The sequence below is a fragment of the Variovorax sp. LjRoot290 genome, assembly GCF_964253985.1.
Lineage (GTDB): Bacteria > Pseudomonadota > Gammaproteobacteria > Burkholderiales > Burkholderiaceae_C > Variovorax.
The window spans coordinates 4468713-4488799 of record NZ_CAXURW020000001.1; the positions used below are offsets into that span (position 1 = coordinate 4468713).

The window sequence follows — 20087 nt, forward strand, 5'->3', positions numbered from 1 at the left end:
GTCAGCCGGCCACGAACTGCAAGGGCTGCCCGGCTTGCGCAGTCGCTTCGCGCGACAGGTTGCCGAAGAGCTCTTCCCCGGTCTTGGTGTCGACCCACGCACGGCCGTCGTGCCGGTAGTGGTAGCCGCCGGACTTGGCCGCCAGCCAGATTTCACGCAACGGCGGCTGCAGGTTGACGACCAACTGGCTACGGTTGCGAAAGGTGATCGTGATCATGCCGCCCACGCGCTGGTTGTCGATATCGGCGTCGGTCGCGTCGTTGATGCGGTCGCAGCTGCGCTCGATGGCGGCCAGCGCCGCTTCCGCGCGGTCCATGTACTCGGGGTCGGCCATTACAGTTCTTGTACCTTCGCGCTCAGGCGCTTGATGAGGGGTCTCGTAGCGGGCTTTCCGGCACCGCTTCCAAGCACGATATTGCCGTGAATCCGAATCCGTCGTGCAGCAGTGGGCTTGGCGATCGCAACTCGACGGTGACCAAGCCATGCCACCGGGCCTGACGAGCGGGCGTTACAGCCGGCCCGCCTGGATGTCTGCTCGTAGGGCGTCGTTCGCTCGCGTCTGCCAGCCCGGGCCGGAGGCCTTGAGCGCCTCCAGCACGTCCGCATCGAAGCGGATGGTGGTGGACACCTTGACATCCGCCTTCACGCTGCCTGCCGGTCGGCCACGCTTGCGCGCAGCGATCTGTGCCGGCGTATGCACAGCGGCATGTTCGCCGCGCTTCATTTCGTCGATGGACTTGAGCAGATCTTGCTCGAACTGCATCACGTCGGGGTCTTTGATCTTAGGCATTGATCGCCTCCTTCAGTTTCACCAGAAAGGCCGGTGCAATGTTGTCGAGCTTGGCCTTCGTATAGACCAGCAACAACACCAGATCACCCTGGTCGTTGCGGTTGAAATAGATCACGCGGACGCCGCCGCGCTTCCCCATGCCGGGACGGGTCCAACGGACCTTGCGCAGACCGTCAGTGCCCTTGCGCAAGGATTATTTGTTACTACAAAAAATATGCTCAACCGCCACTTGACCCGGTGCACTGGTTGGAACCCCGAAGGTCAGGAGGTCCGCCAAGCGACCAATGGTCGAAAAGTACAATTTCACCATGTTGAATGTTCATCAAATTCTAGTGAGCGCGATTGGCCTCGCAATCGTTGGGGTCGCGCTGACCGGCTGCGGCCAGAAGGGCCCGCTCTATCTTCCGACCGATCCGGCCGCAAAGAATCGCGCCACGCTGCCGGGTTTGCTGATTCCCGAATCGTCGCGCAACGAGCCCGCCAATTCGCCCCCACAGGCGCCGGCAACGACCGAAGGAACGAAGTGAGCAGCGACCCGCGCCTTCCGGGACATCCCCACATCGCACGCAAGAACGGCACCTTGCACGTCGAAGGCGTGCCGCTTTCGACCCTGGCGCGCGAGCATGGCACGCCGCTGTTCGTCTATTCGAAGCAATGGATGCTCGATGCGCTCGGCGCCTACCAGCGCGGCTTCGACGGCCGCGACGCGCTGGTCTGCTATGCCATCAAGGCCAACTCCTCGCTGGGCGTGCTGCGCGTCTTTGCCGAAGCGGGCTGCGGCTTCGACATCGTCTCCGGCGGCGAGCTCGCGCGCGTGCTCGCCGCGGGCGCCGACCCTGCCAAGGTGATCTTCTCCGGCGTCGGCAAGACGAAGAGCGAAATGCGCCAGGCGCTCGCGGCCGGCATCGGCTGCTTCAATGTGGAAAGCGAGGCCGAGATCGATGTGCTCAACGCCGTCGCGCTCGAAGAAGGCCGGCGCGCATCGATCAGCGTGCGCATCAATCCCAACGTCGACCCGAAGACGCATCCCTACATCTCGACCGGCCTCAAGGGCAACAAGTTCGGCGTGGCGCACGACCGCGCGGTCGCGATCTACCAGCACGCCGCGTCGTTGAAGGGGCTGCAGATCGTCGGCATCGACTGCCACATCGGTTCGCAGATCACCGACGCCTCGCCCTACCTCGAAGCGCTGGAGCGCGTGCTCGACCTGGTCGAGGCGATCGAGAAGGCCGGCATTGCACTGCATCACCTCGACTTCGGAGGCGGGCTGGGCATCGACTACAACGGCGACACGCCGCCGGCGGCCGATGCGCTGTGGCAGCAGCTGCTCGCGCGCCTCGATGCGCGCGGCTTCGGACGGCGCCGGCTCATCGTCGAGCCCGGACGTTCGCTGGTCGGCAACGCCGGGGTTTGCGTGACGGAAGTGCTCTACACCAAGCCGGGCGAGGACAAGAACTTCTGCATCGTCGATGCGGCGATGAACGATCTGCCGCGGCCCGCGATGTACCAGGCTTTTCACCGAATCGTTCCGGTGGCTGAGCGCCAGGGCGAGACCGTCAGCTACGACGTCGTGGGCCCGGTCTGCGAGAGCGGCGACTGGATCGGCCGCGACCGCGCGCTCGCGGTGGAAGCAGGCGACCTGCTGGCCGTGCTTTCGGCCGGCGCCTACTCCATGGCCATGGCGAGCAACTACAACACGCGCGGGCGTGCCGCCGAAGTGCTGGTCAGCGGTGAGCGTGCCGCCTTGATCCGCCGGCGTGAAAGCATCGAGGACCAGCTGCGCAGCGAACAGCTCAGCGACTGACCGGGCGCAGCGCAGGGCGCTGCACCCTCTTCTTGCCGCTCGCGAAGTTCCAGGCGCGCCAGCCCAGCAGCAGCGCGATGATCGCGGCATAGACGAACACTTCCGCGAAGTCGTTCTTGCCCGCGCGCATCCAGAAGAAGTGCAGCAGGCCCAGCCCGGCGATCACATAGACCAGCTTGTGCAGCGTCTGCCAGCGCTTCGCGCCCAGCGCCTTGATGGCCCGGTTGAACGAGGTCGCGGCCAGCGGCGTGAGCAGCACGAAGGCCGAGAAGCCCACCAGGATGAACGGGCGCTTCGCGATGTCCTTGGCGATCTCCGGAACGTCGAAGCCCATGTCGAACCAGCTGTAGCTCAGCAGATGGACCACGACATAGAAATAGGCGAACAAGCCCAGCATGCGGCGAAAGCGCGCCAGCGCATTGGTCTTGGTGATCACCCGCAGCGGCGTCACGGCGAGCACGATGCAGATGAAGCGCAGCGTCCAGTCGCCGGTCGAGCGGATCAGGTACTCGGCGGGATTGGCGCCCAGGCCATCGGTGAACGCACCATAGACCAGCCATGCGAAGGGCAGCAATGAGAGCACGAACACCAGCGGCTTGACCGCCGGGTGCATCAGAAGCTTGTTCACGAAGCCGCCGCCGGGCCGCCCCAAGGCGGCTCGCGCCCCCTTCGGGGGCAGCGAGGACACGTCAGTGCCGAGCATGGGGGCAGCCATTTCAATAGAGCTTCTTGAGGTCCATGCCAGCATAGAGCTGGCCGACCTGGGGCTCGTAGCCGTTGAAGATCTGCGTCTTGTGGCGCTTGGCGAACAAGCCCCCGCCGTCGCCGATGCGCCGCTCGGTCGCCTGGCTCCAGCGCGGATGATCGACGTTCGGGTTCACATTCGAATAGAAGCCGTATTCCTGCGCCGCGGCCTTGTTCCAGGCCGTGCCGGGCTCCTTCTCGACAAAGCGGATCTTGACGATCGACTTGCCGCTCTTGAAGCCGTACTTCCAGGGCACGACGATGCGAACCGGCGCGCCGTTCTGGTTGGGCAACACTTCGCCGTACATGCCGAAAGTCAGCAGCGTGAGCGGGTGCATTGCTTCGTCCATGCGCAAGCCCTCGACGTAGGGCCAGTCGAGCACGCGCGAGCCGACGAAGGGCATGGTCTTGGGATCGGCCAGCGTGACGAATTCCACGTACCTGGCGTTGCCCTGCGGCTCGACCTTCTTGATGAGTTCGGCCAGCGAGTAACCGACCCACGGAATCACCATCGACCAGCCTTCGACGCAGCGCAAGCGGTAGATGCGTTCTTCCTGCGCGCTGAGCTTGATCAGGTCCTCGATGTCGTACTTGCCCGGCTTCTTGACCAGGCCTTCGACCTCCACGGTCCAGGGCCGGGTCTTCAGGGTGCCGGCGTTCTTGGCCGGATCTGCCTTGTCGGTGCCGAACTCGTAGTAGTTGTTGTAGCTCGTGGCGTCCTTGTAGTCGGTGAGCTTTTCCATGGTCTGCGCACCCGGCACCGCCGACTTCGCGCCCTTCAGCGCCGCCAGCTTGCCCGGCGCGGTGGCCTGCGCCAGGGCGTCGCGCGCGGCCCACGAGGCCAGGGCCGCTCCGGCGACGCCGCTCGCCAGCAGCTTGAGCATGTCGCGCCGCCCTTCGTAGACGCTGCGCGGCGTGATCTCGCTGGAATGCGGGTGAATGAAGCCCTTGTCGCGGGAGTGAATCAACATGGATCGCCTTTCGCCTGGATGGTTGTGCTTGAGGGAGTTCGTTCCCAATGCTGATTCGGTTACGCGCCAGGCGTTCATCCGGTTTCACTTCACCGCGAAAACCCGCGGGTCGCTCCTACAAGGTGCCGTAGCTGTGCAATCCGCTCAGGAACATGTTGACCCCCAGGAAGGCGAAGGTCGTCACCGCCAGCCCGCCCAGCGCCCACCAGGCTGCCACCGTGCCTCGCAGGCCCTTGACCAGCCGCATGTGCAGCCAGGCCGCGTAGTTGAGCCAGACGATCAGCGCCCAGGTTTCCTTCGGGTCCCAGCTCCAGTAGCCGCCCCAGGCGTCGGCCGCCCACAGGGCGCCGAGCACGGTGGCGATGGTGAAGAAGGCAAAGCCGACCGTGATGGACTTGTACATCACGTCGTCCAACACCTCGTTGGCCGGCAGCCGCGCGGCGATGCGCTTGCGGCCCAGCAGGATGCCGGCGGCGATCAATGCCGAGATGGCCGCATAGGCGAACCAGTAGCTGCCGCCGGCTTCCTGCACGCGCTGGCGGAACGCCACGGGCACGAAGCACAGCGCCACGCCAAGCAGCCACATCGGCGTGAGCTTGTACCAGCGGGTCTCCTGCGCCTGCTCCTTGATGAGGTAGGCGAAGGCCACCATCGCCGCCAGCGCAAAGGTGCCGTAGCCGATGAAATTGGCCGGCACATGCAGCTTCATCCACCAGCTCTGCAAAGCCGGCACCAGCGGCTGGATTTCGTGGGCTTCACGCACCAGCGTGTACCAGAGCAGGAAGCCGACCGCGGCGCTGACCACCAGCATCACGAAGGCACCCAAGGCCCGCGTGCCGTAGCGCGATTCGAAGTAGAGATAGAAGGTCGCCGTCAGCCAGCAGAACAGCACGAACACCTCGTAGAGGTTGCTGACCGGGATATGGCCGATGTCCGGCCCGAGCTGGTGGCTTTCGTACCAGCGCACCATGGAGCCGATCAGCGCCATCGTGACGGCCGCCCATGCGAGGCGCGAGCCGATGAGGTCCATGGTGTCGGCCTGCTTGGCCGCAAAGAAGCCGATCCAGTAGAACAACGTGCTCATGAAGAAGAGCACGCTCATCCACAGGATGGCCGACTGGCTGGACAGCAAGTACTTGAGCCAGAACACCGTGTCGGCACGCGCCAGGTCGCCCTGGTAGGAGGCGATGCCCAGCAGCGCGGCTGCCGCCACCACGATCGCCAGCACGCGCAGCGGCCGCCAGAACCAGCCGAGCCAGATGGCGGCGGGCATCGCCGCCAGCAGGATGATCTTCTCGTAGATGTCCATCGCGCCGACATAGCGCGAGAACGCGAACAGTCCGCCGGCCAGTACCAGCGCGGCAAACACCCAGTCGAAGGCGTTGCGGCGCGAAAGCCAGCCGTCGTTCAGTGTGAGGGTGGTGGTGCTCATGGGGCGGTGTCTTTCCTGCTGGCGAGCAGCTTGTCTTTGAGACGCTCGAATTCGCGATCGCTGTCGATGGTCTTGCGGTTGACCGAAAAAGCCATGGTGGCCGCCGTGCCACTGGCGCTCGCGTCCTTGGCGAGCCACACCCACAGCCTGCGCTCGCGCACGTACAGCATCGCAAAAATGCCCACGATCAGCAACAGGCAACCCAGATAGACCACGTTCTTGCCCGGCGCGCGAGCGACCTGGAACACGCTGGCCTGCACCTGCTTGAAGTCGGTCATCATCATCGCCACCGGCGCGGGGTAGAAATACGCGTCGCTGATGGCGAGCACCGCCTGGGTCAGGAAGGCTTGCGACTTCTCGTCGGCCGGCAAGGCCGTCAACCCCGCCTTCTCGCGGCTCAGATTGAGCACCTCGAACAGCACGTCGTTGAGGATGCGCACCAGCACCGCGCCGGCGCGCTCCCGGTCGGCCTCGGGCACGTTCGCTTCCATGAATTCGGCGATCGCCTGCCAGCCGCCGGCGCTCACCGCGTCGGCCTTGGCCCGCTCGGTGCCCGCGAACAGCGCCAGCGCGCGGCCGGCCGAGATGCGCAGCTGCTCGGCCAGCTCGGGCCGCTTGGAATCGGCCGCGCGCGCGATGTAGCGCTCGATGGCGCGCGTGCGCGTGTCGGCATCGGCCAACGCGGCGCGCATGCGCACGAAGCCGTCCATCGAGCCCTGGTCGTCGGCCGGTACGCGCAAATAGCGGAAGGGCTCCTCCGGCCGCTCGCGCATGCCGAGCAAAAAAACCGGCTGGCCGTCGCCGGTATCGACCGGCACCATGTAGTTCTGGTACTCGCGCGCCTGCCCCGCCGCGTCGCGCAGCTTGTAGCCGATGCTCGGGCCAATGTTGCGCAGCACCTTGGGCTTGTTGGTCTTGTTGGCCGCGCCCAGGCGCGATTCGATGCCGCTCGTCAGGTCGACCTTGCGCACGTCGGCGCCGCTGGTCATCGCACCGCCGGCGCTCTCGCCGAAGTTCTCGACGTTGATCACGCGCAGCGCCGTGTACTCGAGCGTCAGCCGGTCGGTGCCGTTGGTGATCTCCGAGCTGTTGCCGATGATGCCCTCCACTTCGAAAGGCTTGGCCGCAGCCGCCATCGGCACCGCCTTGAGCTTCACGCTGGAGCCGCCGTCGTCGAAACTCGACTGGTAGATCTCGATGCCCTTGTAGCTGGCCGGGTGGTTCACCTCGATGCGCGCCGGCACCTGCGCGCCGGTCTCGCGGTCGTGCAGCACCACCTCGCTGGCGAACAGCTTGGGCATGCCGGTCGAGTAATAGTCGACGATGAATTTCTTGAGCTCGATCGAGAACGGAAGGTCCTGCAGCAGCACGCCGTCGGCCTGGTTCAGGATCGCGACGCTGCCCTGTCCGCCTTCGGGCACCAGGATGTTGCCGCGAAAGGTCGGGTTGCTGGGCGACAGGCGGTGCCGTGGCGCAACGTCCGCGATCAGGCCGCCGCCGGTGTAGACGCTCTTGCCGTTGAACCAGGTCTGGGCGCGCACGATCAGGTCGCCGTCGAGCAGGCCGCCGAGGCACACCAGCACGATCGCACTGTGCGCCGCGATGTAGCCGAGCTTGTGGGCGCCGCCCGCGCGCGCGGCCACCATCCAGCCGTCGCCGTCGCGGTGCTGCAGCTTGACCTTCCAGCCGCCGCCCGCCAGCAGCTGGCCGATGCGGTTGGCCGCGGCGTCCGGGCTTTCGTCGAGAACCGTTTCGGCCCGCTGGCCGAAAGCCTTGAGGCTTTGCGCGCGGATGCCTTCCTTGAGAGTCCTAAGGTCCTTGAAGATGTGCGGCGTATTGCGCGCGATGCACAGCGAGGTGCTGATCACCAGAAAGGCCAGGATCAGCAGGAACCACCAGGCGCTGTAGATCGAATCGAGCCTGGCCGCGCGGAACACCTCGGCCCAGAAAGGCCCGAACTGGTTGACGTAGTTGTTGATCGGCTCGTGCTGCTTGAGCACGGTGCCGATGATCGATGCAATGCAGATGACCGTGAGCAGCGCGATCGCGAAGCGCATCGACGACATGAGCTCCACCGCCGCGCGGACCACGTGGGGGCCGCGCCGGACTCGAAGGCCGTGGGTGGAAACTGACATGAAGGGGAATCGTGGAAAGCAAAAAGGCGGGCCATCCTCGCTGGATCGGCCCGCCTTGTTTGGGTTTGTTATCGGCGGTTAGTTCACGCTTGCGCGCCGGAAATCAACGCAGCCCGGCAATGTAGTCGGCCACGGCCTTGATCTCGCGGTCGTTGAGCTTGGCGGCCACACCGGTCATCTGCGCAGCATTCAGGCGCCCGCCGTCGCGGAACAGGGTGAGCTGCTGCACGATGTAGTCGGCATGCTGGCCACCCAGGCGCGGGTACTGGGCCGGGATGCCGGCACCGTTGGGGCTGTGGCAGCCGGCGCAGGCCGGGATCTGGCGATCGCCCAGGCCGCCGCGGTAGATCTTCTCGCCGAGCGACACCAGGTCCTTCTCCTTCGAGAAACCGGTCTTGACCTTCTTGGAACCGACGAACCAGGCGATGTTGCGCATGTCTTCGTCGGACAGCGCCGAAGCCAGCGGCTTCATGATGGCGCTCTTGCGCTTGCCGGACTTGAAGTCCTGCAACTGCTTGAGGATGTATTCGGGGTGCTGCTGCGCCAGCTTGGGATTGGCCGGGATGGCCGAGTTGCCGTCCGCGTTGTGGCACGAGGCGCAGCTTTGGCTGTTGGCCGGCGCGGCATTGAAGATGGTGTCGCCCTTGGCGGGATCGGGCTTGGGCGCCTTGGCAGGCGCCTCGGCAGCCGGCTTGGCCCCGGGCTCATCGGCCGCGAAGCTGGTACTGGCGGCGGCGCCCATGAGGGCTGCGAGCAGAAAATGAGCGAACAACTTCATAGCGGGGGGCTTGGATTTATGGCGCAAAACCGCGCGATTCTACAATGGCGCCCCGTTCCGAAAGCTCATCGATGACCACCCCGCGGCGCCTGCCGGCCACTCCCCCTTCCCGCAAGGCCCCTGTCGTCGATGCCGCGGCCGCCGAACGCATCCGCGTCGCACGCGGTTGGCTGCACACTGCGCACTTCCTCACGAGTGCGCCCCAGCTGGAACACCTGCCGGCCTTCGACCTGCCGGAGATTGCCTTCGTCGGGCGCTCGAACGCCGGCAAGTCGACCGCCATCAACACGCTCACCCAGCAGACGCGCCTGGCCTTCGCCTCCAAGACGCCAGGCCGTACCCAGCACATCAACCTGTTCGGCGTCGGCAAGCAGAAGGTCGACGACGCCGTGCTGGCCGACCTGCCCGGCTACGGCTACGCAGCCGTGCCGCGCGAGGCCAAGCTGCGCTGGCAGCGCGTCATGGGCAACTACCTGATGACGCGCGAGAACCTGCGCGGCGTGGTGCTGATGTGCGACCCGCGCCACGGCCTCACCGAGCTCGACGACATCCTGCTGGAAGTCATCCGCCCGCGGGTCGAGCAAGGCCTCAAGTTCCTGGTGCTCCTGACCAAGGCCGACAAGCTCACGCGCTCCGAAGGCGCCAAGGCGCTGTCGATTGCGCGACTGCAGGCCGGCGGCGGCGAGGTCAAACTGTTCTCGGCCTTGAAGCAACAGGGAGTCGACGAGGCGGCCGAACTGCTGTGGCGCTGGGCCCATCCGCAGAACGAGCAGCCCGCAGAACCGACAGAAGAAGGAGACAACGAGCCATGATCGAAACCTTTGCGCGCGCGCTGCCCAACGGCACCACGCTCAGCTGCCGCGCCGCGGGCGCACCCGGCCGCCCCCTGATGATGTTCCTGCACGGCTTTCCCGAGGCCGCCTTCATCTGGGACGAGCTGCTCGAATACTTCGCGAGCCCCGAGCACGGCGGCTACCGCTGCGTGGCGCCGAACCTGCGCGGCTTCGAGAAATCGAGCTCGCCCACCGAGGTATCGGCCTACCGCGCGCACCTGCTGGTGCAGGACATCGAGCAGCTCGCCCAAAGCGAAAACGCGGACGGTCGCATCGAGGCCCTGGTGGCGCACGACTGGGGCGGCGCCTTCGGCTGGGGCTATGCCAACCAGCACCCGGACAAGCTCGGCCGCCTGGTCATCATCAATTCGCCGCATCCGGGCACCTTCACGCGCGAGCTGCTGAACAATCCCGCGCAGCAGGCCGCGAGCGCCTACATGAACTTCCTCGCGCGGCCCGATGCCGAAGCGCTGCTTTCTGCCGACGACTACAAGCGCATGTGGCTCTCCTTCACGCAGATGAAGGCCGGTGCCGACGGTTTCGGCTGGCTGACCGAAGAAGTCAAGAACAAGTACCGCGAGGTGTGGGACGCGGGCCTCACCGGCGCCTGCAACCTCTATCGGGTCACGCCGATGAAGCCGGCCTTGCCCGGCAAGCCGTCCGAGATTCCGACGCTGCCACGTGAGCGCCTCGTTGTGGAGGTGCCCACTTTCGTCTTCTGGGCACTCGATGACGCCGCGCTATTGCCGGGACTGCTCGAAGGACTCGAAGAGTACGTGCCGAAGCTCGAGATCAAGAAGGTGCCCGGCGCCACGCACTGGATCGTGCACGAGCAGCCGCAGTACGTCGCGAGCGAGATCGAGGCCTTCCTGCAGCGCAATCAATAGACTGCGGCCGCCGCCGGGCCGCCCCAAGGCGGGCCGCGCCCCGAGTCGCCGCCAGAGGCAGCACCCCTTCAGCCCGTCCAAGCCTGCGCAGGCAGGCTTGGAGCCGCGGGCTTCAGCCCCTCGGGGGGTGGCGAAGCACACGAAGTGGCAAGCCGGGGGCTCAGTACACCGGCGCCGCACCATCCGGCCGCGTCTTGAAGCGGCGGTGCACCCAGTAGTACTGCGAGGGCATCGTGTCGATGTAGCCTTGCAGGCGCTCGTTCATCAAGGCGGTGTCGGCCACCACGTCCTCGCTCGGGAAGTCCTGCCAGGCCGGCAACACCTCGATCTCGTAGCCGTCCCTGGTGAGCTTCGAGACCACCGGCACGACCTTGGCCCGGCCCAGGCGGGCGAAGCGCGACAGCGAGGGCACGGTGGAGGCCGGCACGCCGTAGAAGGGCACGAAGACCGTCTGGTCGCGGCCGAAGTCCATGTCGGGCAGCAGGTACAGCAAGCCGCCCTTGCGCAGCCCGGCCACGATCGGCTTGATGCCGTCGACCCGGTTCAGCGCGACCACGTTGCCGAAGCGTTTGCGCCCCTCGCGAATCCACTCGTCCACCATCGGATCGCGCTGCGTGGTGTAGATGGTGGTCGAGGGCCGGGCCGTGTGCATGGTCAACGCGGTGGCCGCCGCATCGAGGCCGTAGAAGTGCGGCGCGAACAGGATCATCGGCTCGCTCCCGTTGGCGATCTCGTCGATCTCCCGGGCCGATCCCTTCACCGTGAGCCGGGCGGCCACCGTTGCTTCCGGCGCATGCCAGAGCCAGCTGCGGTCGAGCCAGGACTGCGCCACATAGACGAAGGTTTCGCGTGCGATGCGGCGTCGCTCCTCGGGCGACTTGTCCGGGAAGCACAGCGCGAGGTTGGTATCGACCACGCGCCGGCGCCGCGCTGCGACGGTATGCAGCACCCGGCCCAGAAAAGCCCCGAAGCCGCGCGCCAGAGGCAGCGGCACATGGGCCAGCGTGCGCATGAAGCCGATGCCGAGCTGGGACGACAGGCTCATGGTGCCGCCTCCACTGCCGCCCCCGGTGCCGCCTCGCCGCGCGGCTGCTTGTAGCGCGCATAGTCCCAGACGTACTGGCCCGGCAGCCGGCGGATGAGCCGTTCGATGCCTTCGTTCATGGCGGTGGCGGCGGCTTCGGGCGTGGCCTTCGGATCGTTCAGCGCGGTGCCATCGAAGGCTTCGATGCGGATCGCATAGCCCGCGCCCCGCGGCAGCCGCTCGCAGACGGCAAGGAACACGCGCGAACCGGTCTGCTGCGCGAGACGCGGCAGCAAGGTCATCGTGTAGGCGGGCCGGCCGAAGAAAGGCGCCCACACGCCCTGCCCCAGCGGCGGCACCTGGTCCGGCAGGATGCCGGTGTAGCCGCCGGCGCGCAGCGTGCGCATCAACCCGCGCACGCCGCCCACGCTGGTCGGCAGCGTCTGCAGACCGCGCCGGTCGCGCGAACCGGCGATCAGTTCGGCCATCCATTTCTTGCGGGCCGGCCTGAACAAGGCCGTGATCGGCCCGTAGGCATCGACGAAGCGTTCGCCGACCGCCTGCCCCAGGGTCTCCCAGCTGCCGATGTGCGGCGAGACCAGGATCACGCCCTTGCGCGCGTCCAATGCGGCCTCCAATTCGGCGACGCCATCCCACCGGACGATGCGCGGCAGCACGCTCTCGCCCTGCGGCCGCGCCCACAGCCACGGCAACTCGGCCGCCATAGCGCCTGCCGCGGCAATGGCAGGCCGGTATTGCGCAGGGCTGAAGCCGGCGCTCTCGGCGTTGTCCTTGAAGCGCTTTCGGTAGGTCGGCGCCAGCCACCAGACCAGCCAGCCCAGCCAGCCGCCGACCGCATGCATCAAGGGCAGCGGCACACGGGCGAGCAATCGAAACAAAGCAATCATCGACACGGAGGGGGGGTGAAAACCAGGACGCGCGCGCAGGGTAACGCGGCTCGAATAGAATGCAAATTGTCGCTGAGTTATGGAACTACTTGCAGGGCGACGTTAAACATCACTGCTAAAGCGTTCGCCAAAGCTCCTGATGGGTTGGCAACGCGCCAATTCACTTGCATGGAGTTTTACCGAAATGGCGAACGACTTTCTCTTCACTTCCGAATCGGTTTCCGAAGGCCACCCCGACAAGGTGGCGGACCAGATCTCGGACGCAATTCTGGACGCGATCTTCGCGCAGGACGCGCGCAGCCGCGTGGCCGCCGAGACGCTGACCAACACCGGCCTCGTGGTGCTCGCCGGCGAGATCACGACCAATGCGCACGTCGACTACATCCAGGTGGCGCGCGACACCATCAAGCGCATCGGCTACGACAACACCGACTACGGCATCGACTACAAGGGTTGCGCCGTGATGGTCTGCTATGACAAGCAGTCCAACGACATCGCGCAGGGCGTGGACCATGCGAGCGACGACCACCTCAACACCGGTGCCGGCGACCAGGGCCTGATGTTCGGCTATGCCTGCGACGAAACGCCCGAGCTGATGCCCGCGCCGATCTACTACGCCCACCGCCTGGTGGAGCGCCAGGCCCAGCTGCGCAAGGACGGCCGCCTGCCCTTCCTGCGCCCGGACGCCAAGAGCCAGGTCACGATGCGCTACGTGGACGGCAAGCCGCACAGCATCGACACCGTCGTGCTCTCCACGCAGCACCACCCCGACCAGAGCGAAACGCCGACCAAGATGAAGGGCAGCTTCATCGAGGCCGTGATCGAGGAGATCATCAAGCCGGTGCTCCCCAAGGAGTGGTTGAAGGAAACCAAGTACCTGATCAACCCGACCGGCCGCTTCGTCATCGGCGGCCCGCAGGGCGACTGCGGCCTCACGGGCCGCAAGATCATCGTCGACACCTACGGCGGCGCCTGCCCGCACGGCGGCGGCGCATTCTCGGGCAAGGACCCGAGCAAGGTGGACCGCTCGGCCGCCTACGCGGCGCGCTACGTGGCCAAGAACATCGTCGCCGCCGGCCTCGCGCGCCAGTGCCAGATCCAGGTCGCCTATGCGATCGGCGTGGCCAAGCCGATGAACGTGACGGTCTACACCGAAGGCACGGGCGTGATCTCCGACGAGAAGATCGCCGCGCTGGTGCAGGAGCACTTCGACCTGCGCCCCAAGGGCATCATCCAGATGCTCGATCTGCTGCGCCCGATCTACGGCAAGACCGCTGCCTACGGCCACTTCGGCCGCGAAGAGCCCGAGTTCACCTGGGAGAACACGAGCCAGGCAGCGGCGCTGCGCGCGGCCGCCGGACTCTGAGCGTCAGCGCCGCTGGCGCAACAGTTCTCTAACCTCTTCGTCGCTGGTCTGCGCGAAGTCCGCATACCAGAGGCCGACCGCCCGGAAATGCTCGGGCGTGAACACGCTCAGCACCTCGTCGGCCACGGTGCTCAGCAACTGGACCGCCTCGCGCGAGGCCACCGGCACGGCCACGATGATGCGCTGCGGCTCTGCGGCACGGGCCGCCAGCACGGCTGCATGCATGGTGGCGCCGGTGGCGAGGCCGTCGTCGACCAGGATGACGACATGCCCCGCGAGTGCGAGCGGCGCGCGCTGGCCGCGGTAGAGCTGCTCGCGCCGTGCCAGCTCTACCGTTTCGCGCGCGACCACAGCTTCCATGGCCCGCTCCGACACCGGCCAGAAGCCGGGCAGCTCCGACATCACGCGCACGCCGCCCGATGCGATGGCGCCCATCGCGAATTCTTCCTGGCCCGGAAAGCCGAGCTTGCGCACCACCAGCACATCGAGCGGCGCGTGCAGGAAATGCGCAACCTCCCAGGCCACCGGCACGCCGCCGCGCGGCAGCGCGAGCACAACGACATCGGGGCGCCCACGCCACGCGTCCAGTGCCTTGGCGAGCTTGCGGCCCGCATCGCGTCGGTCCCTGAAATCCATTCAGAAACGATACGCCGCTCCCATGCCGATCGTCCAGTTGCGGCCCGGGGAGGGTTCGAAATAGCGCATGTTCGACTCGTTGACGATCACCGAGCCGATGTAGCGCCGGTCGAAGACGTTGTCCACGCGCGCGAAGGCGTTGAACTCCCAACGCTCCCAGCGCTTGAGGTAGCCCGCATAGAGCGCCACCACCGCGTAGCCGGGTGCTGCAGCGTCGTTGCGGTCGTTGGCCTGGATGCGCCCAAGTGCGCGCAGCTCGGTACCGGCGCGCCAGCCTTCGGGCGGCACCCAGCCGAAGGACGCGAAAAGCGCATGCTCCGCGATCCCAGGGATGCGGTTGCCCGCCGGCACCGTGCTGATCGCGCTGCAAGGCGTCGGCGAGCAGAAGCCGTCGCGGTAGCGCGCATCGAGCCAGGTGTAGGCGAGCTGGGTGCGCCAATGGTTCGCCGTCTCGTGCTGCCAGGAGAGCTCGAAGCCGTCGCGCTGGGTGCGGCCGGCGTTCTGAAAGGTGGCGCGGCCTCCGAAGTTGGTGTTGGTCACGATCTCGTCGCGCGTCCGTGTCTGGAACAGCGCCGCTGTGAGCAGGCCGCCACCCAGGCGCGCCTTGGCGCCGACCTCGACGCTGGTGTTCACCGAAGGCTGCAGAGCGAAGTTGAGCCCGCCGATGCCGTCCGCGCGGTAGGAGAGCTCGTTGAGCGTCGGCGTCTCGAAGCCGCGGCCGACGGAGGCGTAGAGCGCCAGATCGGGCGTGGCCTCGTAGCGCAGCGAAGCCATCGGCAGGGTCTTGCGGTAGCGCGCGCTGCCGCTGTCGTCGCGGTTCGGGCCGACGATGTAGAGATCGTGCGAGGAGAAGCGCACGTTGCTGCGTCGCACGCCGGCTTCGAGCGTCCATCGATCGGCGAAGCGCCAGCTGCCCTGCACGTAGGGATCGAGGTTGCGCACCTCGTTGCGCTCGTTGCGGCGCAAGCGGCCCAGCACGCCCAGGGCCAGTGGCGCACTGGACCGGCCGACGAAGTTCTCCCAGCCGCGGCGGCGCTCGCGCAGGCCGTCGTAGGCCAGGCCGGCGACCAGGTCGAAGGGCCTATCGGCCAGCTGCAGCCTGGCGCTCCAGCGCAGGTCCACGCCGCCGTAGTCGCGCGCCAGGTCGATCACGCCGCCGGCATGCAGCGGGTTCTGCTGCACCGCGGGCGGGATCGCCTGGAACTGGACGGTGCTGCGCTGGCCGCCGTAGACCATCAGGCGCAGCGTGTTCGCGGCATCGATGCGGCGCTCGTAGCTCAGGCCGAGCTGCTGCTGGTCCACGGTCTTGCGCGTATCGAACTGCGTGGCGACCGGATCGACGCCGCGCGGGTTCAGCGCGTACTGGCTGGCCGACAGCCCCAGGGGGTCCTGCGCATAAAGATGCACGCTGTTGAAGACCAGCGTGAGCTTGCTGCCGTCGTCGAGCCGGAAGCCCAGCTTGCCGTTCTGGATCTCGCGATCCGCCGCGCTGTGCTCGCGCCAGCCGTCGGTGTGGAAGCGGCTGGCGCTCAGCAGGTAGTCGATAGCGCCCGAGGAACCGCTGAGCTTGCTGCCGACGCGCGCAGTGCCGAAGCTGCCACCGGCGAGCGAGAAGCCGAGCAGCGGCGGCCCCTGCCCGTCCTCGGTGAAGACCTGCACCACGCCGCCCGACGAATTGCCGTAGAGCGCCGAGAAAGGCCCGCGCAGGATCTCGACACGGTCGGCCGAGCCGATGTCGATGTTGGAGGTCTGGCCCTGGCCGTCGGGCAGCGTGGCCGGGATGCCGTCGACATAGAGCCGCACGCCGCGCACGCCGAAGGTGGAGCGCGCGCCGAAGCCGCGTATCGACAACTGCAGATCCTGCGCGTAGTTCTGGCGGTTCTGGATCTGCAGCCCGGGCACGCTACCCAGGCCTTCGGACAGGTTCACCTGCAGGCGCGCGTCGCGCATCTCATTGCCTTCCACGCGGTCGACCGAACCGGGCACATCGAAGGGCCGCGCCGCGCCGCGCGGCGTGGAGACCGTGATCTCGCGCAGCGTGGGTGCGGACTCGGCATCCTGCGCCGAGGCGGAAGACGCGGCAAGCAGCAGGCAGGCCGTGGCGACGGAGGATTTCATCGCGGCGATTCTGCGGCCAGCCGCCGCGCCGCCACGACGGGCAAGACCCTATGGCGCCGGATCGAGGCCGCGTCTACGAACGCCGAGGCCGGCGCCAGCCGTACCAGGCGCCCACCGCGCACGGAATGCCGAGCGCGACCCATGCCAGCGCATCGCCGGCACCGCCGTCGCTGAAGAGCGCGGACACCAGCCCGATGCAGGTGAGCACGCCCAGCACGATCGGCCAGCCCCACATGGGCCAGAAGCGGGGGCGATGGTGGTGCTTCGTCATGAGCCCGCCTTCGCCGTCGCCGTCGCCGTCGCCGTCGCCGTGGGCTGCGCCAGCGGAACGGCCGCCTGATGTGCCGCTTCGTCGGCACGCGCTGTGGCCGGCACGGCGTTGCCGCGCTTGAGCCACAGATAGAGCCCGCTGCCCAGCACGATGATGGTCGCGATGTCGAGCAGCGCCCAGAGGATCTGCATCGGCATGCCGCCGTAGTCGCCGAAGTGAAGCGGCTGCGAGACCAGGAGTCCTGTCAGGTACCAGGGCAGCTCGGGGCTGGCCGTGATCGCATTGGTCTTGGCGTCGACCAGCACCGGCTGCAGCAGGCGCGAAGTGAAGGGTTCGCTGCCGCGCAGGAACACGGTGTTGTGATGCGGGCTCGAGAAGGCCGTGCCCGGGAAGGCGATGAAGGAAACCTTGTTGCCCGGCGCACGCTCGAGCGCCACGTCCAGCGAGCGCTGCACCGAGCCGCGCTCGGCCTTCGGCACTTCGGGCTGCCCCTGGTAGGGCGCGAGCAGCGTGCTCAGCTGGTCGTACTGCCAGTACTTGATGATCAGGTCGGCCCAGGTGTTGATCATGCCGGTGGCGCCGACCGTGAAGGCCCACACCAGCGTCACGATGCCCAGCAGGTTGTGCAGGTCCAGCCACTTGAGACGCGGCCGGCGCTCGCGCCGCACGGTGCCGAAGTCCAGCTTGCGCATGAAGGGTGAATAGAGCACCACGCCGGAGACGATCGCCACCAGCAGCAGCAAGCCCATGAAGCCGAGGAACAGCTTGCCGGGCAGGCCGGCGAACAGGTCGACGTGCAGCTTGAACATCACGTACATGAAGCCCTCGTCGAACTTGGGCTGCGCCAGCACCTTGGCCGTGCGCGCATCGACCGCAACCGACTTGAAGTCCTCGGTCGGCGCCGGCGTGGGCGTGAGCGTGACGAACCACAGGCCGTCGTCATCCTCCGGCTGCGAGACGAACTGCACCACGCGCTCCGGATGCAGCGCATGCGCGACCTCGATCACGCGGTCCAGGCTTGCGCGCGGCGTGCCGGCGGGCATCTTCGGCGCATCGACCTCGGTGCCCAGCAAGTGGCCGATCTCGTGATGGAAGATCAGCGGCAGCCCGGTGATGCACAGGAGCAGCATGAACACGGTGCAGACCAGGCTGCTCCACTTGTGCACCCAGGCCCAGGCCTTGATTCGTCGGCTGTTCATCGCGGTTTTTTCTCAGGGGTTCAGAAGCGGTAGGTGGCGCTGGCCACCACGTTGCGGCGCGTACCCCACCAGCAGTCGCCGCGCGCGAGGCAGGTGCTGAAGTACTCCTTGTCCGTCGCGTTGTTGATGTTCAGCGCATAGCGCCACTTCGCGGTCTCGTAGGCGAACACGAGGTCCAGCAGCGCGACGCTGGGGATGCGCGGGCCGTAGCCGCCGAAGGAGACGTCGCGGAAGGCGCCCATGTAGCGCACGCCCGCGCCGGCCGAAAAGCCCGGCGTGCCAGCGATGGCGAAGCGGTACTTGGCCCAGAGCGCCGCCTGGTGGCGTGGCAGGCCTTCGAGCTGCGGGTCGAGGTCGGTGTAGTTGTAGTGCGCCGTGACATCCAGGTTCGGCGTGATCGAGCCCTTGGCCTCGAGCTCGACGCCGCGCGTCTTGGTCTGGCCGATCTGCGCGTAGACGTTGGGCAGCGGTTGGGCGATCTGGTTCTTCTCGCGCAGATCGTAGACCGCGGCATTGAAGGCGAGGCTGCGGCCCGCGGGCTCGTACTTGACGCCGACTTCCCACTGCTCGCCGCGCAGCGGCTTGAACACCTGACCGTCACGCGGCGACTGCGGCGTGAAGGACTCGGCATAGCTCACGTACGGCGACCAGCCCGACGGGAAGGCATACAGCACGCCGAAGCGCTTGCTGGTGGCGCTGTCCCTCGAATCCTCGCTGCCCTCGGCGCCGGCGACGACGCGGTCGTGCCGCAGGCCGGCGATGAAGTTCCAGTTGCCCAGCTTGATCTGGTCCTGCAGGTAGACGCCGGTGGCGCGCTGCGTGGTGCGCGGCCGCGCCGCGCGTTCCGGTTCCAGCCGATTGCCGTAGACCGGGGCATAGGCGTCGATCTCGCTGGTGGAGATCCCGCCCCACACGTTCTCGCGATGGCGCTGGTAGTCGGCGCCGACCAGCAGCGTGTGCTTGAGCGCGCCGGTGTCGAAGTGGCTCTCGAGATGGTTGTCCAGCGTGTCGATGCGATTGCGCGTGAGCGAGCTGTCGAGCGAGCGCGACAGGCGCCTCTTGCCGACCGGATCGGCGCCCCAGCCGCCGGTGATGGTGAAGAAGTCGCCCCAGTGGTAGCTGTTGTCGTTCTCGTTTTGCGCGTGGCGGAAGTTCTGGCGGAAAGTGAAGTTCTCGTTGAACTTGTGCTCGAACAGCCAGCCGAAGGTCTTGCGCTCGCTGTTGTAGTAGTCGCCCGGCTCGCCGATGAAGCGGCTGGTCGGCAGGCGCCCGTTCGGGTTCGGGAGGATCGTGCCTTCCCACGGGAAGAATTGCGAGCTCGAGCCGCTCTTGTCCTTCTGGTAGAGGCCCTGCAGCGTGAGCGAGGTCGCCGCGCTCGGGCGCCAGGTCAGCGAGGGCGCGATCAGGCTGCGGTCGTCGGGCACGAAATCGACCTGCGTGTCGGCCTTGCGCTGCACCGCGATCAGCCGGTAGGACCACTGGCCGTCCTCGGTCAGCGGCCCGGTCAGGTCGGCCTGGATCTGCTTTCGGTTCCAGCTGCCGTACTGGATGCCCACTTCGCGCTGGGTTTCGAGCAAGGGTCGCTTGCTCACCATGTTGACGATGCCGGCCGCGGTACCGGATCCGAACAGCATGCCCGAGGGCCCGCGCAGCACCTCGAGGCGCTCGAGCGTGTAGGGCTCGGTGCGCGTGGTGCTGGTGTAGTAGCCGTAGGCCTGGCGCAGGCCGTCGAGGTAGACGTCGGGATACGCGCCGCGAACGCGAAAAGAATCGGTGCGCGCGTCGAGGCCGTAGGCGTCGGAACGCACGCCGGCCGCGTAGCCCAGCGCATCCTGCAGGTTGGTCGCGCCCTGGTCCACGATCTGGTCGCGCGTGATCACCGTCACCGCCTGCGGCGTTTCGGAAAGCGGCGTGTCGGTCTTGGTCGCCGTGGCGGCGTTCTTCGCGCGATAGCCGATCACCGGACTGGTGGCGGATTCGGTTTCGGCGCTGGCGTCGACCCGCACCTCCGGCAGAACGGCGCCGCTGCCCGCTTGGGCAAAAACCTGCGATTGCGCAGACACGGCCAGGCATCCGGCCAGGAGCGATGCGGCCTTGCGCCGCGCGGAAAAACTGGAGTTCAAGCCCTCATCCCGAAATCTTGTTAAGAGTGATTCGCATTCTATTGGTGAATTAAATGAAAACTCAACAA

General features: G+C 66.9%; 20 protein-coding genes. 5 read left to right on the forward strand and 15 right to left on the reverse strand.

The features are described 5' to 3' along the window. Window position 1 precedes the first annotated feature (1 nt). The 3 genes from cyaY to ACSQ9A_RS22260 form a co-directional block, all read right to left on the reverse strand. Window positions 2–334: an iron donor protein CyaY gene (gene cyaY, locus ACSQ9A_RS22250; RefSeq protein WP_436305201.1), complete on the reverse strand. Its 333-nt coding sequence runs from the start codon at window positions 332–334 to the stop codon at window positions 2–4. A gap of 174 nt (window positions 335–508) precedes the next feature. Then, window positions 509–790 (reverse strand): BrnA antitoxin family protein, encoded by a 282-nt coding sequence (locus ACSQ9A_RS22255; protein WP_436293277.1) that lies wholly within the window; start codon window positions 788–790, stop codon window positions 509–511. Next, the gene (locus ACSQ9A_RS22260; RefSeq protein ID WP_436305202.1) at window positions 783–980 is read right to left on the reverse strand and encodes a hypothetical protein; all 198 of its coding nucleotides are present in this window, start codon (window positions 978–980) and stop codon (window positions 783–785) included. The genes ACSQ9A_RS22255 and ACSQ9A_RS22260 overlap by 8 nt, the downstream gene beginning before the upstream one ends. A 94-nt stretch (window positions 981–1074) precedes the next feature. Here ACSQ9A_RS22260 and lptM point away from each other — a divergent pair, with 94 nt between their 5' ends. Further along, the gene (gene lptM / locus ACSQ9A_RS22265) at window positions 1075–1317 is read left to right on the forward strand and encodes an LPS translocon maturation chaperone LptM (RefSeq protein ID WP_436305203.1); all 243 of its coding nucleotides are present in this window, start codon (window positions 1075–1077) and stop codon (window positions 1315–1317) included. Continuing rightward, on the forward strand, window positions 1314–2594 hold the full coding sequence (gene lysA / locus ACSQ9A_RS22270) for a diaminopimelate decarboxylase (protein ID WP_436305204.1): 1281 nt from the start codon (window positions 1314–1316) through the stop codon (window positions 2592–2594). Before lptM ends, lysA begins: the two co-directional genes overlap by 4 nt. Here lysA and ACSQ9A_RS22275 read toward each other — a convergent pair. The 5 genes from ACSQ9A_RS22275 to ACSQ9A_RS22295 all read right to left on the reverse strand — a co-directional run bounded on the left by ACSQ9A_RS22275 (window position 2584) and on the right by ACSQ9A_RS22295 (window position 8654). Next, window positions 2584–3222, reverse strand: a complete 639-nt coding sequence (locus ACSQ9A_RS22275; protein ID WP_436306341.1) for a sulfite oxidase heme-binding subunit YedZ — start codon at window positions 3220–3222, stop codon at window positions 2584–2586. The two genes, lysA and ACSQ9A_RS22275, sit on opposite strands and share 11 nt — an antisense overlap. Window positions 3223–3310: 88 nt before the next feature. Beyond that, window positions 3311–4309, reverse strand: a complete 999-nt coding sequence (gene msrP / locus ACSQ9A_RS22280; RefSeq protein WP_436305205.1) for a protein-methionine-sulfoxide reductase catalytic subunit MsrP — start codon at window positions 4307–4309, stop codon at window positions 3311–3313. Between the two features lie 115 nt (window positions 4310–4424). Then, window positions 4425–5741 carry a c-type cytochrome biogenesis protein CcsB gene (ccsB, locus tag ACSQ9A_RS22285; protein WP_436305206.1) on the reverse strand — a complete coding sequence of 439 codons (1317 nt, stop codon included), beginning with the start codon at window positions 5739–5741 and terminating at the stop codon, window positions 4425–4427. Further along, on the reverse strand, window positions 5738–7876 hold the full coding sequence (locus tag ACSQ9A_RS22290; protein WP_436305207.1) for a cytochrome c biogenesis protein ResB: 2139 nt from the start codon (window positions 7874–7876) through the stop codon (window positions 5738–5740). Before ACSQ9A_RS22290 ends, ccsB begins: the two co-directional genes overlap by 4 nt. A gap of 103 nt (window positions 7877–7979) precedes the next feature. Then, window positions 7980–8654 carry a c-type cytochrome gene (locus ACSQ9A_RS22295; RefSeq protein ID WP_436293271.1) on the reverse strand — a complete coding sequence of 225 codons (675 nt, stop codon included), beginning with the start codon at window positions 8652–8654 and terminating at the stop codon, window positions 7980–7982. Window positions 8655–8725: 71 nt separating this feature from the next. Between ACSQ9A_RS22295 and yihA the strand changes: the two genes are divergently transcribed. Further along, window positions 8726–9466: a ribosome biogenesis GTP-binding protein YihA/YsxC gene (gene yihA, locus ACSQ9A_RS22300; protein WP_093105562.1), complete on the forward strand. Its 741-nt coding sequence runs from the start codon at window positions 8726–8728 to the stop codon at window positions 9464–9466. Beyond that, window positions 9463–10374, forward strand: a complete 912-nt coding sequence (locus ACSQ9A_RS22305) for an alpha/beta fold hydrolase (protein ID WP_436305208.1) — start codon at window positions 9463–9465, stop codon at window positions 10372–10374. Before yihA ends, ACSQ9A_RS22305 begins: the two co-directional genes overlap by 4 nt. Before the next feature lie 160 nt (window positions 10375–10534). Here ACSQ9A_RS22305 and ACSQ9A_RS22310 read toward each other — a convergent pair whose 3' ends face one another. Continuing rightward, complete coding sequence (locus ACSQ9A_RS22310) at window positions 10535–11419, reverse strand: lysophospholipid acyltransferase family protein (RefSeq protein WP_436293270.1); 885 nt, start codon at window positions 11417–11419, stop codon at window positions 10535–10537. Then, the gene (locus ACSQ9A_RS22315; protein ID WP_436305209.1) at window positions 11416–12306 is read right to left on the reverse strand and encodes a lysophospholipid acyltransferase family protein; all 891 of its coding nucleotides are present in this window, start codon (window positions 12304–12306) and stop codon (window positions 11416–11418) included. The genes ACSQ9A_RS22310 and ACSQ9A_RS22315 overlap by 4 nt, the downstream gene beginning before the upstream one ends. Before the next feature lie 184 nt (window positions 12307–12490). Between ACSQ9A_RS22315 and metK the strand changes: the two genes are divergently transcribed. Next, on the forward strand, window positions 12491–13672 hold the full coding sequence (metK, locus tag ACSQ9A_RS22320) for a methionine adenosyltransferase (protein ID WP_436305210.1): 1182 nt from the start codon (window positions 12491–12493) through the stop codon (window positions 13670–13672). A gap of 3 nt (window positions 13673–13675) precedes the next feature. On the opposite strand, the gene ACSQ9A_RS22325 is transcribed toward metK, so the two are convergent. The 5 genes from ACSQ9A_RS22325 to ACSQ9A_RS22345 all read right to left on the reverse strand — a co-directional run bounded on the left by ACSQ9A_RS22325 (window position 13676) and on the right by ACSQ9A_RS22345 (window position 20019). Next, window positions 13676–14308: a phosphoribosyltransferase gene (locus ACSQ9A_RS22325; RefSeq protein ID WP_436305211.1), complete on the reverse strand. Its 633-nt coding sequence runs from the start codon at window positions 14306–14308 to the stop codon at window positions 13676–13678. Further along, window positions 14309–16426, reverse strand: coding sequence for a TonB-dependent receptor family protein (locus tag ACSQ9A_RS22330; protein WP_436305212.1), 2118 nt, complete (start codon window positions 16424–16426; stop codon window positions 14309–14311). Window positions 16427–16499: 73 nt separating this feature from the next. Next, window positions 16500–16697, reverse strand: a complete 198-nt coding sequence (locus tag ACSQ9A_RS22335) for a hypothetical protein (RefSeq protein WP_436305213.1) — start codon at window positions 16695–16697, stop codon at window positions 16500–16502. Next, on the reverse strand, window positions 16694–17896 hold the full coding sequence (locus ACSQ9A_RS22340) for a PepSY-associated TM helix domain-containing protein (RefSeq protein WP_436305214.1): 1203 nt from the start codon (window positions 17894–17896) through the stop codon (window positions 16694–16696). Before ACSQ9A_RS22340 ends, ACSQ9A_RS22335 begins: the two co-directional genes overlap by 4 nt. A gap of 20 nt (window positions 17897–17916) precedes the next feature. Then, window positions 17917–20019, reverse strand: coding sequence for a TonB-dependent siderophore receptor (locus ACSQ9A_RS22345; RefSeq protein ID WP_436305215.1), 2103 nt, complete (start codon window positions 20017–20019; stop codon window positions 17917–17919). Window positions 20020–20087 lie beyond the last annotated feature (68 nt).

Bases quoted from the DNA above. Each gene is read 5' to 3' on its own strand.
- ACSQ9A_RS22325 (WP_436305211.1), bottom strand. From the start codon at position 14,308: ATGGATTTCAGGGACCGACGCGATGCGGGCCGCAAGCTCGCCAAGGCA.
- ACSQ9A_RS22310 (WP_436293270.1), bottom strand. From the start codon at position 11,419: ATGAGCCTGTCGTCCCAGCTCGGCATCGGCTTCATGCGCACGCTGGCC.
- ACSQ9A_RS22255 (WP_436293277.1), bottom strand. From the start codon at position 790: ATGCCTAAGATCAAAGACCCCGACGTGATGCAGTTCGAGCAAGATCTG.
- ACSQ9A_RS22330 (WP_436305212.1), bottom strand. From the start codon at position 16,426: ATGAAATCCTCCGTCGCCACGGCCTGCCTGCTGCTTGCCGCGTCTTCC.
- ACSQ9A_RS22340 (WP_436305214.1), bottom strand. From the start codon at position 17,896: ATGAACAGCCGACGAATCAAGGCCTGGGCCTGGGTGCACAAGTGGAGC.
- metK (WP_436305210.1), top strand. From the start codon at position 12,491: ATGGCGAACGACTTTCTCTTCACTTCCGAATCGGTTTCCGAAGGCCAC.
- ACSQ9A_RS22315 (WP_436305209.1), bottom strand. From the start codon at position 12,306: ATGATTGCTTTGTTTCGATTGCTCGCCCGTGTGCCGCTGCCCTTGATG.
- msrP (WP_436305205.1), bottom strand. From the start codon at position 4,309: ATGTTGATTCACTCCCGCGACAAGGGCTTCATTCACCCGCATTCCAGC.
- cyaY (WP_436305201.1), bottom strand. From the start codon at position 334: ATGGCCGACCCCGAGTACATGGACCGCGCGGAAGCGGCGCTGGCCGCC.
- lptM (WP_436305203.1), top strand. From the start codon at position 1,075: ATGGTCGAAAAGTACAATTTCACCATGTTGAATGTTCATCAAATTCTA.
- ACSQ9A_RS22295 (WP_436293271.1), bottom strand. From the start codon at position 8,654: ATGAAGTTGTTCGCTCATTTTCTGCTCGCAGCCCTCATGGGCGCCGCC.
- ACSQ9A_RS22305 (WP_436305208.1), top strand. From the start codon at position 9,463: ATGATCGAAACCTTTGCGCGCGCGCTGCCCAACGGCACCACGCTCAGC.
- yihA (WP_093105562.1), top strand. From the start codon at position 8,726: ATGACCACCCCGCGGCGCCTGCCGGCCACTCCCCCTTCCCGCAAGGCC.
- ccsB (WP_436305206.1), bottom strand. From the start codon at position 5,741: ATGAGCACCACCACCCTCACACTGAACGACGGCTGGCTTTCGCGCCGC.
- ACSQ9A_RS22335 (WP_436305213.1), bottom strand. From the start codon at position 16,697: ATGACGAAGCACCACCATCGCCCCCGCTTCTGGCCCATGTGGGGCTGG.
- ACSQ9A_RS22290 (WP_436305207.1), bottom strand. From the start codon at position 7,876: ATGTCAGTTTCCACCCACGGCCTTCGAGTCCGGCGCGGCCCCCACGTG.